General features: G+C 72.1%; 10 protein-coding genes. 2 read left to right on the top strand and 8 right to left on the bottom strand.

Translation table 11 applies throughout. The annotated features are described in order from the left end of the window. Window positions 1-257: 257 nt before the first annotated feature. Together ABZ371_RS21060 and ABZ371_RS21055 are read right to left on the bottom strand one after the other, a co-directional pair. The gene (locus tag ABZ371_RS21060; protein ID WP_358681833.1) at window positions 258-791 is read right to left on the bottom strand and encodes an alkyl hydroperoxide reductase; all 534 of its coding nucleotides are present in this window, start codon (window positions 789-791) and stop codon (window positions 258-260) included. 11 nt (window positions 792-802) lie between these two features. Continuing rightward, window positions 803-1,357: a peroxiredoxin gene (locus ABZ371_RS21055; protein WP_358681830.1), complete on the bottom strand. Its 555-nt coding sequence runs from the start codon at window positions 1,355-1,357 to the stop codon at window positions 803-805. Between the two features lie 131 nt (window positions 1,358-1,488). Here ABZ371_RS21055 and ABZ371_RS21050 point away from each other — a divergent pair, with 131 nt between their 5' ends. Further along, on the top strand, window positions 1,489-2,448 hold the full coding sequence (locus tag ABZ371_RS21050) for a hydrogen peroxide-inducible genes activator (RefSeq protein ID WP_358681827.1): 960 nt from the start codon (window positions 1,489-1,491) through the stop codon (window positions 2,446-2,448). Between the two features lie 101 nt (window positions 2,449-2,549). Here the strand turns inward: ABZ371_RS21050 and ABZ371_RS21045 are convergent, their stop codons facing one another. The 5 genes from ABZ371_RS21045 to ABZ371_RS21025 all read right to left on the bottom strand — a co-directional run bounded on the left by ABZ371_RS21045 (window position 2,550) and on the right by ABZ371_RS21025 (window position 7,419). Further along, complete coding sequence (locus ABZ371_RS21045; protein WP_358681824.1) at window positions 2,550-4,892, bottom strand: FtsX-like permease family protein; 2,343 nt, start codon at window positions 4,890-4,892, stop codon at window positions 2,550-2,552. Next, the gene (locus tag ABZ371_RS21040; protein WP_358681821.1) at window positions 4,889-5,575 is read right to left on the bottom strand and encodes an ABC transporter ATP-binding protein; all 687 of its coding nucleotides are present in this window, start codon (window positions 5,573-5,575) and stop codon (window positions 4,889-4,891) included. Before ABZ371_RS21040 ends, ABZ371_RS21045 begins: the two co-directional genes overlap by 4 nt. Next, complete coding sequence (locus ABZ371_RS21035; protein WP_358681818.1) at window positions 5,572-6,096, bottom strand: PadR family transcriptional regulator; 525 nt, start codon at window positions 6,094-6,096, stop codon at window positions 5,572-5,574. The genes ABZ371_RS21040 and ABZ371_RS21035 overlap by 4 nt, the downstream gene beginning before the upstream one ends. A 79-nt stretch (window positions 6,097-6,175) precedes the next feature. Next, entirely contained in the window at window positions 6,176-6,451 is a 276-nt protein-coding gene (locus tag ABZ371_RS21030; protein WP_358681815.1) for a hypothetical protein, read from the bottom strand. After that, window positions 6,448-7,419: an SPFH domain-containing protein gene (locus ABZ371_RS21025; protein WP_358681812.1), complete on the bottom strand. Its 972-nt coding sequence runs from the start codon at window positions 7,417-7,419 to the stop codon at window positions 6,448-6,450. Before ABZ371_RS21025 ends, ABZ371_RS21030 begins: the two co-directional genes overlap by 4 nt. Before the next feature lie 222 nt (window positions 7,420-7,641). Between ABZ371_RS21025 and ABZ371_RS21020 the strand changes: the two genes are divergently transcribed. Continuing rightward, the gene (locus tag ABZ371_RS21020; protein WP_358681810.1) at window positions 7,642-9,849 is read left to right on the top strand and encodes a transglycosylase domain-containing protein; all 2,208 of its coding nucleotides are present in this window, start codon (window positions 7,642-7,644) and stop codon (window positions 9,847-9,849) included. Window positions 9,850-9,904: 55 nt separating this feature from the next. On the opposite strand, the gene ABZ371_RS21015 is transcribed toward ABZ371_RS21020, so the two are convergent. After that, window positions 9,905-11,692 (bottom strand): SpoIIE family protein phosphatase (locus ABZ371_RS21015; protein ID WP_358681807.1); only part of this gene is annotated, 1,788 nt, incomplete at its 5' end.

Genomic DNA, 11,692 nt, shown 5'->3' with positions numbered 1-11,692 from the left:
CCGCCGGTCTCCGGGGCCCGGCCGGTCGAGGAGCCCGTGGACACCGCGGAGGACCCCGCCGGGGACGGACCGCCCCCGAAGTGACCCGGGGCAGGGCCTGGGAACGCCCGCAGCGGGGTGGCGCGCCGGGGCGGGACGCGGGAGGTGCGGGACGCGAGAGGCGTAGGGCGTAAAAGCGCGGGACGTAAGAGGCGCAGAACGTAAGAAGGGCCCCGTGGACGGTCGGTCGTCCTCGGGGCCCTTCTCGTTCACGGGTACTACTCGGCGAGCACGGCCTCGGCTTCGAGGGTCACGCCGACCGCCTGGATCACCGAAGCGATCTTGACGGCTTCCTGAATGGTCTCACGGTCCACGCCGGCCTTGCGCAGCACCTGCTCGTGGGAGTCCAGGCACTGGCCGCAGCCGTTGATCGCGGAGACGGCGAGCGACCACAGCTCGAAGTCGACCTTCTCCACGCCCGGCTTGCCGATGACGTTCATCCGCAGGCCCGCACGGAGGTTGCCGTACTCGGGGTCCGACAGCAGGTGCCGGGTGCGGTAGAACACGTTGTTCATCGCCATGACGGCCGCGGCCGACTTGGCCGCGGTGTACGCCTCGGCGGAGAGGTTGGCCTTGGCCTCCAGCTCCAGCTCGCGCAGCACCTTCGGCGAGCGCGAGGCGATCGCGCAGGCGAGGACGGTGCCCCAGAGCTGCTGCTGGGGGAGCTCGCTGTTACCGATGACCGAACCGAGGTTCAGCTTCAGGTCCTTCGCGAAGTCCGGTACGGCGGCCTTCAGTTCGTCGAGTGCCATCTCGTATCAGCTCACTCGCCGGAGAGGAGCGCGACCGGGTCGAGGGTGTTCTCGCCCTTGGTCCAGTTGCACGGGCAGAGCTCGTCGGTCTGCAGGGCGTCGAGGACCCGCAGGACCTCCTTGGGGTTACGGCCCACGGAACCGGCGGTCACCATCGTGAACTGGATCTCGTTGTTCGGGTCGACGATGAAGACGGCGCGCTGCGCGAAGCCGTCCTCGCCCTCGATGCCGAGGTCGCGCATGAGCTCGTGCTTCGAGTCGGCCATCATCGGGAACGGCAGGTCGGTCAGGTCCGGGTGGTCCTTGCGCCAGGCGTGGTGCACGAACTCGGAGTCACCGGAGAAGCCGAGGATCTGGGCGTCGCGGTCGGCGAACTCGTCGTTCAGCTTGCCGAAGGCCGCGATCTCGGTGGGGCACACGAAGGTGAAGTCCTTCGGCCACGCGAAGACGACCTTCCACCGACCCTCGTGGGTCTTGTGGTTGATCTGCTCGAACTCCTTGCCGCTCTCCAGCGACACACAAGCGGTCAGGTCGAACTCGGGGAACTTGTCACCGACAGTGAGCACGCGCACTCCTTGCTGGATAGGTGACCCCTTTTGGGGGGCTTCCTGGGGGTTGGACTGGGTCCAGCTTGGCACAGAGTGCATTGATCACGGAAATAGCTACACTCGGTCGTGGTGATCGGAGGTACCTATCAGTGACGTATGTAAATCAGCCGAACAGGCCCAAGCAGCCCAGTCTCTCCCAGCTGCGCGCCTTCGCGGCCGTGGCGGAACATCTGCACTTCCGGGACGCGGCGGCAGTAATCGGGATGAGTCAGCCGGCACTCTCCGGGGCGGTGTCCGCGCTGGAGGTGGCACTCGGTGTCCAGCTCATCGAGCGTACGACGCGCAGGGTGCTGCTCTCACCCGCGGGTGAGCGGCTCGCCCTGCGGGCCCGCGGGGTACTGGAGGCGCTCGGCGAGTTCATGGACGAGGCCGAGGCGGTCCGCGCGCCCTTCACCGGGGTGCTCAGGCTGGGGGTGATCCCGACCGTCGCGCCCTACCTGCTGCCGAGCGTGCTCAGGCTGGTCCACGAGCGCTACCCGCAGCTCGACCTCCAGGTCCACGAGGAGCAGACCTCCTCGCTGCTGGACGGGCTGGCGGCGGGCCGGCTGGACCTGCTGCTGCTCGCCGTTCCCCTCGGCGTGCCAGGGGTCACCGAGCTGCCGCTCTTCGACGAGGACTTCGTGCTGGTGATGGAGCGGGGACACGGGCTGGGCGGCCGCGAGGACATCCCGCGCGAGGCCCTGCGCGACCTGCCGCTGCTGCTGCTCGACGAGGGCCACTGCCTGCGGGACCAGGCGCTGGACATCTGCCGGGAGGCCGGACGCACCCAGGGGGCGCCGGTGACGACGACCGCCGCCGGGCTGTCCACCCTGGTGCAGCTGGTCGCGGGCGGGCTCGGGGTGACCCTGCTGCCGCGTACGGCGGTCACGGTCGAGACGGCGCGCAACGAGGCGCTCTCCACGGGGTACTTCACCGACCCGGCGCCCTCCCGGCGGGTGGGGCTCGCGGTCCGCGCGGGCACCGCCCGCCACGCGGAGTTCGAGGAGCTGGCGTCGGCCCTGCGCGGGGCGATGGCGGCGCTGCCGGTGCGGATACCCGAGGGGGTCTGAGTCCGGCCCCCTCCCACCCCCCGGGAGCCGGAGGGGGCCCGGAGCCGGGGAGGCCAGGGGGCGGGCACGCGGAACCGGCGCGCGCCCGCCCCCGGGGCGCGTCACTCCGTCCGCAGGCCGTTCGGGCGCATCATCCGCCACAGGAGGGGCATCGAGAGCAACGTGACGCCGACGACGACGGCGCCGCCCGCCCCCGCCAACGGCAGGAACAGCCACCACCGGGTCACCTGCTTGCCCAGCATCCACGTCATCGCCGCGCCCAGTCCGGTCCCACCCGCGATCGCGGCCGGCAGGCCGACGGCCACCGGGACCGCGGTCTGCCACAGCACCGACCAGCCCAGGGTGACGCGCCTGGTGCCGAAGGCGACCAGGACCGACAGCAGCCGCCCGCGCTCACGCAACTGTTCCAGCTGGGAGACGAGCATCGACAGGGCGATGAGCGCGAGTGTCACCAGCGCGCCGAGCCGCAGGCCGGTCTGCACGCTCGCGTACTGGCGGTCCCGCGTCACCGAGGTCACGGTCGCGACCCGCATCCCCGGGTCGATCCGGGCCGCCGTGTTGCGCACGTACTCGGCGGCGTCCGGGACGCTCTCGTCGATCCGGATCTGAGCGACCGTCTGCGCGTCGGGCAACGTCCGGGGGTCGAGGGCCCCGGTCGTGGCCAGGATGCCCCAGTGCTCGGTGCCGAGCGGATCACGGCCGGCCGGCACCGTGCGGGCGTCGGCCGGCAGGGTCCAGAGCCGGGACTCCTCGCCCGGCACGTCCGCGTACGAGGAGTTCAGCTCGATCTCCTGGCCCTTCCGCGCGGTCTCGTCGATCCAGTCGGACTGCTCCTCGTCGTTCCTGGGATGGGCGACGAAGACGTCCCCCTCCCGGCAGGAGCCGATGTCGGCGAGCTCCTTCAGGGTCGCGCAGTCGCCGACGGTCAGGGAGGTGACCGACTGGATGTCGCCCTCCCTCTCCGGCCGGCCGGGCTTCGAGGCGTACGCCTCGACCGTGCCGATGACGGCCTCGACCCCCTCGGTCGCCCGGAAAGCCTCGATGAACCGGGCGGCCCCGTCGCCGCCGACCTGCTCGGAGTAGGTGTGGAACTGGGCCCGCGACGGGTCCTGCCCCGTCATCCTGTCGAAGTCGTCCCCCATGGCCGCGAACATCATCTGCAGGGCCACCGCTCCCGCGACGGCCACGGTGATGCCGCTGACGGCCCGGGTGGCCGCCCCGCTGTTCAGCTGGAGCCGCCGCACGGCGAGCTGCCACGGCAGCGGGCCGCCGCGCAGCCGCCCCACCACCGCCTCCACGAACCAGGGGAGCAGCAGCGCCAGCCCCAGCAGGACGAGCACCGCCCCGGCCGCGATCGGATAGGGGTCCACAGTGGTGGACTCGTCGACCCGTCCGGTCACCCCGAGCACCGCCAGCCCGGCGGCGGGCACCGGGAGCCGCCACCACAGGCGCCGCTCGCGGCCGCCGGCGTTCCGCACGACACCCAGGGGTTCGACGACCACCGAGCGCATGGCGGCCAGGGTGACGAGCACCGCCGCCAGGGGCACCGCGAGGACGATCAGCGTCGCCGTCCAGGCGGCCGGCACCAGGTCGGACGGGAAGGCGCTGTGGTTCCACACCTCCACCGACCCGGCGAACCGGCGGCCCGCCAGGAACAACGCGCCGCCGACCAGCAGGCCGAGCACCGACCCGAACAGGGCCTCACCCGCGGCGATCCGGTGGGTCTGCCGTACGCCGGTGCCGACCAGGCGCAGCGCGGCGAGCCGGCGGTCCCGGCGTTCGCCGCCGAACCGTACGGCGGTGGCGATGAAGACGGCCACCGGCACCAGCAGCACCACGCAGATGATGATGACCAGCACGACCAGGACGGGCGAGAGCGGTTCGCGCGGGGACCCGTACCCGTAGGCGGTCAGCCGGTGGCCGCCGGTGGCCGGGGTGAGGGTGTCACTGCCCGCGTAGTAGTACAGCTCGCCGGGGGAGAGCAGTCCGGCGTCGCCGATCGTCGCGGTGATCCGGTAGGGCAGCCGTTGCCTGAGGAACTCGCCGTCGGGGGAGGACAGCAGTTCCCTCAGGGCGGGGGAGGCCGCCATCTCGCCGGGGCCGGGGATCCGCGCGAGACCGGGCGGGACGAGCGGGTCGGTCCCCTCCGCCCGCATCAGGAATCCGCCGACGGTGCGGCCGCGGTACTCGGTCCCCGCGTCGACCCGCAGGACGGTGGTGTCCGACTTCGTCGCCGACTCCGCGTCCCGCGAGACCCGTGCCTCCTCGCGGGCCTGGCCCCGCACCTCACGCCGGTCCAGCATATGGGGCACGGAGGACGCGACGAGCAGCAGTGCCACACCGAGCCCGACCCCGACGGCGGTGAGCGCGGTACGGGCCCAGCCCTCACGGCCGCCGGCGGCGGCGAACCGTATGCCGAGGCCGAGGTCGCGCAACCAGGTCATATGACGTACTCCAGGTCCCGGGAGCGTCCGTCACGCACGACGATGTCGCGGTCGGAGTACGCGGCGACGCGCGCCTCGTGGGTCACGAGCACGACGGCCGTGCCGGCGGACCGGGCGGTCTCGGTGAGCAGTCCCATGACCCGCTCGCCGTTGAGGGAGTCCAGTGCCCCGGTCGGTTCGTCGGCGAAGACGACCCGGGGGGAGGCGACCAGCGCCCGGGCGACGGCCACGCGCTGGCCCTGGCCGCCGGACACCTCCCCGGGGCGCTGGGCCGCGAGGTCCTCGACCTCCAGCCGCTCCATCCACTCCAGGGCGGTGCGTTCGGCGGCCTTGCGCCTGGTGCCGTTGAGGCGGAGGGGAAGGGCGACGTTCTCCACACAGGTCAGCTCGGGTACGAGCTGGCCGAACTGGAACACGAAGCCGAACTCGCTGCGGCGCAGAGCGCTCCGCTCGGCGTCGGACAGGGCGGACAGCTCGCGGCCCGCGTAGGTGACGCTGCCGGAGTCGGGGACGACGATCCCGGCGAGGCAGTGCAGCAGCGTCGACTTGCCGGAGCCGGAGGGGCCCATGACGGCGACGACCTCGCCGGGATGCACGGAGAACGAGGCGCCGTCGAGGGCGGACGTCGATCCGTAGGTCTTGTGCAGGTCCCGGGCGGACAGCAGGGAGCCGGCGGGGGTCACGGGGCCACCACCTGGGCCAGCTGGTCGAGGCGCGCTGCGGTCAGTTCCAGCCACCGCAGGTCCGCCTCCAGGTGGAAGAGGGCGTGGTCGCAGATCAGCTGGTCGGCGAGGTCCCCCTTGCGCTTGCGGTCGGTCAGGATCCGCATCAGCCGCAGGTGCTCGGAGCGCTGGGCGTCCAGCAGCCCGGCGGCGCTGCGGCCGGTGAGCAGGGCGAGGACGACCTTGGTGTAAAGGGTCGACTGGAGGTACGGCTCCGGCTTCTCGGGCTGGGCGAGCCAGGAGGCGACGTCCGAGACCCCGGCCTCGGTGATGGCGTAGCGCTTGCGCTCCGGCCCGCCGTCCGTCTCGACGCCGTCGACCTCCACGAGCCCGTTCCTCAGCAGGCGGGACATGGTCGCGTAGACCTGCCCGTAGTGCAGGGGGCGGTCGTGGCCGAACTTCTCGTCGAAGGTGCGCTTGAGGTCGTAGCCGTGGCGGGGGCCGGACTCGAGGAGCCCGAGGAGGGTGTGACCGATTGACATGCGAGGCACACTACACCGTGTGTATACCTCGCATGCATAGCGGTCCGCCCCGGGCTCCCGGCCGATTCCGCGCTCGGGGTCAGCCGTCGGCGCCGGGCTCCGGGGGCGGCGCGCCGGGAGCCTTCGGCGGGCGCCCCCGGCGCGGGATGGGGGCGGCGCTCCCCGGGAGCCGCCCCGCTTCCGCGAGGGCGCGCCGCAACAGGAACTCGATCTGCGCGTTGGCGCTGCGCAGCTCGTCCGAGGCCCACCTGGCCAGCGCGTCGTGGACCGCCGGATCCAGCCGCAGAAGCATCTGCTTGCGCTGCCGCGGCCCGCGCCGGGGTCCGCCGGCGGACGGGGCGGTGTCGTCCGTCACTGGTAGAGCGTGCCCGTGTTCAGGACGGGCTGGGCCGCGCGGTCCCCGCACAGCACCACCATCAGGTTGCTGACCATCGCCGCCTTGCGCTCGGAGTCGAGTTCGACGATGTCCTGCTCCGCGATCCGGGTCAGCGCCATCTCGACCATGCCGACCGCCCCCTCGACGATCTGCTGGCGGGCCGCGACGACCGCCCCGGCCTGCTGCCGCTGGAGCATCGCCGAGGCGATCTCCGGGGCGTACGCGAGATGGCTGAAACGCGACTCGATGATCAGAACGCCGGCCGCCTGCACCCGTGCGGTGAGCTCGACCGCCAGCTTCTCGGTGATCTCCTCCGCGTTCCCGCGGAGCGACAGGCCGCCCTCCTCGTGGGCGTCGTACGGGTACTCGATCGCGATGTGCCGGACGGCCGCCTCGGTCTGGGTGGCGACGAACTCGAGGAAGTCGTCGACCTCGAAGAGCGCCTGTGCGGTGTCCTCGACCTTCCACACGACGATCGCGGCGAGCTCGATGGGGTTGCCGTAGGCGTCGTTGACCTTGAGGACGGCGGTCTCGTGGTTGCGGACCCGGGTGGAGATCTTGCGGCTGGAGGTCAGCGGGTTGATCCAGCGCAGGCCGTCCGCGCGGATCGTGCCGACGTACCGGCCGAAGAGCTGGATGACCCGGGCCTCGCCGGGCGCGACCATCTTCACACCGCTCATGCAGAAGAGGGATGCGACGAAGAGCAGCAGGCCGAGGACGAAGACCGGGATGCCGATGCCGTTGTGGCCGTTCGAGCCGACCACGCCCCCCACGATGGCCAGTCCCACGCCCAGGAACACCCCGAGGACGGTCAGCAGCAGGCCGAGCCCGCCGGGGATGGAGTGGGCCGTCGTCTCCCTGACCTGCGGCGCGGGCATCTCGGGTGCGTCCGGCGTCAGGTCGGCTCCGGGGCCGGTGGTGCCGGGCCGGCCGTGTGGTGCGGGCATGGGATCCCCCGTTTCGTGCGGTGCGTCACCGCGCTAGCAATGTGATTACACATTAATCGTTCTCACAACCTTGCGCACCCCCCGTGAGTCGGTTCCATGGGGGCGGGTGCTGATTCTCACGTCCGGAAAAGACCGGATCGCTCGTCTTTCGTCCCCGCCTTCGGTGTTAGCTGGCAGGTCCGAGCGAAGCGGTTCGAGCAGAGGAACAGGAGCACCACAGCGATGGGTCGAGCGGACGCGCGACGAGCTGCCGGGGGCGGCGGGAAACGCCGGCTCTTCACCTGGCGGAGGATGCTGGGCACCTTCTTCGGGTTCTGCCTGCTCGTGATGGGCGCCTTCGCCGCGCTCTACCTGTACGTGGACGTGCCCGCCGCCAACGCCCAGGCCGAGAAGCAGAGCAACGTCTACAAGTACAGCGACGGCACGGTCCTGGCCCGGACCGGCAAGGGCGTCAACCGGGAGATAGTCGACTTGGACGTCGTACCCAAGAAGGTCCAGCACGCCTTCGTCGCGGCTGAGAACAAGTCCTTCTACCGGGACCAGGGCGTCGACCTCAAGGGCACGACGCGCGGACTGCTCAACACGCTGACCGGCAAGGGCAAGCAGGGCGGCTCCACGATCACGCAGCAGTACGTGAAGAACTACTACCTCACGCAGGACCGGACGGTCACCCGCAAGCTCAAGGAGCTGGTGATCTCGCTCAAGGTGGACCAGCGCACGAAGAAGGACGACATCCTCGCCGGCTACCTGAACACCGTGTACTACGGACGCGGTGCGAGCGGTATCCAGGCGGCGGCGCAGGCCTACTACGGGGTCGACGCCAAGGACCTCGACGTCTCCCGGGGCGCCTACCTGGCGGCGCTGCTCCAGGCCCCCAGCCAGTACGACTGGGCGGTCGCCTCGCCGACCGGCAAGAAGCTCGTCAAGGAGCGCTGGGCCTACACCCTGGACAACATGGTCGACGAGGGATGGCTGGACGAGGCGGAGCGCGCGAAGCTGACGTTCCCCGTCCCCGAGTCCCCGAAGGCCGCCCCCGGCATGGACGGCCAGACCGGTTACCTCGTCGAGGCGGCCAACCAGGAGATGGCGCGCCAGGGCATCACCGAGGAGATGCGCGAGACCGGCGGCTGGACGGTCACCCTCAACATCGACAAGAAGAAGCAGAAGCAGCTCCAGAAGTCCGTCGACCGCGAGCTGGAGGACCAGCTGGACCGCGACGGGAACAAGGTCGACGCGACCGTCCAGGCCGGCGCCACCTCGGTGGACCCGAAGACGGGCAAGGTCGTCGCGCTCTACGGCGGCGTGGGCGCCACCGAGCACTACATATCCAACGCCACCCGCCGGGACTACCAGCCCGCCTCCACCTTCAAGCCGCTCGTGCTCGCGTCCGCCCTGGAGAACGGGTCGACCACGCAGGGCGGCGACCTCATAGGCCTCGACACGGTCTACGACGGCACCAGCAGGCGCCCCGTGGTCGGCAGCGACATCCCGTACGACCCGCAGAACGAGGACGACATCAGCTACGACAGCCCGACCGTCCGGACGGCGATGGACAAGTCCATCAACTCCGTCTTCGCGCAGATGGTCGTGGACGTCGGCCCCGCCGCGGTGAAGAAGACCGCCCTGGCCCTGGGCGTACCCGACAAGAACTTCCCCGAGACGCCCTCCCTGACCCTGGGCACCATGAACGCCTCCACGTGGGACATGGCCGGGGTGTACGCCACCCTCGACAACCACGGCAAGAAGGTCACCCCGACCATCGTCAAGTCCGCCGAGCACCGCGACCGCACCATGGAGCCCGTCGACGGCACCGGCGCCCAGGTGATCAGCCGGGCTTCCGCCGACACCGTCACCGACGCGCTGACCGAGGTCGTGGACCAGGGATCCGGCCACGAGGCGAACACCCCGGCCTACGACGCCGCGGGCAAGACCGGGACCGCGGAGGAGAACAAGGCGGCGTGGTTCGCCGGCTACACCCCCGAGCTCACCACGGTCGTCGCCCTCTACGGCGAGTCCCCGAAGGGCGGCGCACAGGTCAGCCTCACCGGCACGGCCAACTCCGGCCGGGCCAACGGCGGCGGCTTCCCCGCACGGATCTGGGCGGACTACACCCTGGACGCGCTCGGCGGCGGCTCCGCCAGGACCTTCGACCTCGAAGGGGTGGAACGCGGTGAGACCTCGGTGACCGAGACCCCCTCCGCCCCGCCGTCGGTGACGGAGTCACCCGAGGAGACCCCGTCCGAGGAGCCGGAGACGCCCAGCGAGAGCCCGAGCGAGACCCCGAGCGAGGAGACGTCCCCGGCCGCGACACCGAGCGGGTCGCCCTCCCGGACACCGAGCGGGTCACCCAGCACACCCGAGGAGACCCCGGACGAGGACCGGCCGCCCGGCGAGCGACCGGGCAGCGACACGGACCTGCTCGGAGACTGAGCGCACGGAGGGGCGGCGCCGGCCCGCGCCGCCCCTCCCGCCCGTCCGTCCCCGGCTACGGGGCGGAGGTGGCCATCTCGAACCAGACCACCTTGCCCGTCGACAGCCGGGTCGCCCCCCACCGCTGCGCCAGCCGGTTGACCAGGAACAGGCCGCGCCCGCCCTCGTCCGTCTCACGGGCCCGGCGCTGCCTCGGCAGCTGCGGGGAATCGTCGCCCACCTCGCAGCGCAGCGTGTCGGTACGCAGCAGCCGCAGGCTCACCGGGCGCTCCGCGTACCGCACCGCGTTGGTCACCACCTCGCTGACGAGCAGCTCCACCTCGTCCGAGAGGTCGTCCAGCCCCCACCGTCCGAGCGCCCGGCGGGCCAGCCTGCGGGCCCGCCCCGGGGCGGCGTCCTCCGGCTCCAGGAACCAGTAGGCGACATCGCTCGGAGCGATGCCGTCGAACCGGGCGGCCAGCAGCGCGATGTCGTCGTCCCGGTCGCCCGGGCCGAGCATGTCCAGCACGTCGTCGCAGAGCGCTTCCAGCGGCGGCGGGTGGTCCGGCCCCGTCAGCTGGGCCGTGGCCGCCAGGCGCTCGCGCAGGATCTCGATCCCGGTCCAGACGTCGCGTATCCGCGACTCCACCAGGCCGTCCGTGTACAGCAGCAGCGTGGCCCCGGCCGGCGCGTCCAGCTCGACGGCCTCGAAGTCGACACCGCCGACACCGATGGGCGCGCCGGGAGGCACCCGCAGCACCTCCGCCCGGCCGCCCAGATGCAGGAGCACGGGCGGCGGGTGGCCCGCGTTGGCCACGGTGATCCGGTGGGCGACCGGGTCGTACACCGCGTACAGGCAGGTCGCCATGCGGTCGCTGCCGAGCCGTTGCGCCTGCTCGTCCAGGTGGTGCAGGACCTCCTGGGGCGGCAGGTCGAGGCCGGCCAGCGTCTGCGCCGTCGTGCGCAGCTGCCCCATGATCGCCGCCGACGTCATCGAGTGGCCCATCACGTCGCCGACGACCAGGGCGACCCGGCTGCCGGGCAGCGGGATCGCGTCGTACCAGTCGCCGCCGACCCGGGCCGTCTCGGCCGCCGGCAGGTAGCGCGAGGCCAGCCGGACGCCGGTGGGCTGGGGCAGCGAGTCGGGCAGCATCGTGCGCTGCAGTTCGTCGGCGATGTACGCCTCGCGCCCGTACAGCATCGCCTTGTCGATGCCGAGCGCGGTGTGCGTCGCCAGCTGGGCCGCGACCAGCAGGTCGTTGGCCTCGAAGGGCGGACGTTCCGTGCCGCGCAGGAACACCGCCGCGCCGATCACCCGGCGCCTCCCGCGCAGGGGCGCCAGGATCGCCCGATGCCCGGTGGGCGCGCTGTGGCCGGGGCCCAGCAGCTCGGGCAGGGCGACCCGGGCCGCGGCGGAGTCGCCGAACACCGGCCGCACGCCGCGCAGCACCTCGGCCAGCGCACCGCCCGCGAGGACCTCGCAGAGGTCGGCGGCGGGCATCAGCCCCGTCTGCGGGCCGGCGGCGGACAGCCGCAGCCGCTCACCGTCCGGGCCGCCGTCGGTGTCCTCGTCGGTCAGCCGCAGCCGGTCCGTGCGGCGCAGCCGGAGCATGAAGGGGTTGACCGGGCGCTCGTCACCCACCGGCAGCGGGTCGCGGAGGTAGACGAGTATGGCGTCGGAGAACGTGGGCACGCTCGCCCGGCAGAGGCCCAGCACGATCTCGTCCAGGTCGATGCCCCGGGCGATCCGGCGGGTCGCCGCTCCGACGAACCGCAGCCGGTCGCCCTCGCGGCGGCCGGTCGTCCGGTGGTCGGCGCCGGGCGGGCCGGTCTGCGTGCCCGGCACCGGACCCGGCGCCGCCGA

The organism is Streptomyces sp. NPDC005899, assembly GCF_040629645.1.
Lineage (GTDB): Bacteria > Actinomycetota > Actinomycetes > Streptomycetales > Streptomycetaceae > Streptomyces.
This window is presented reverse-complemented; position numbering and strand designations above follow the sequence as displayed.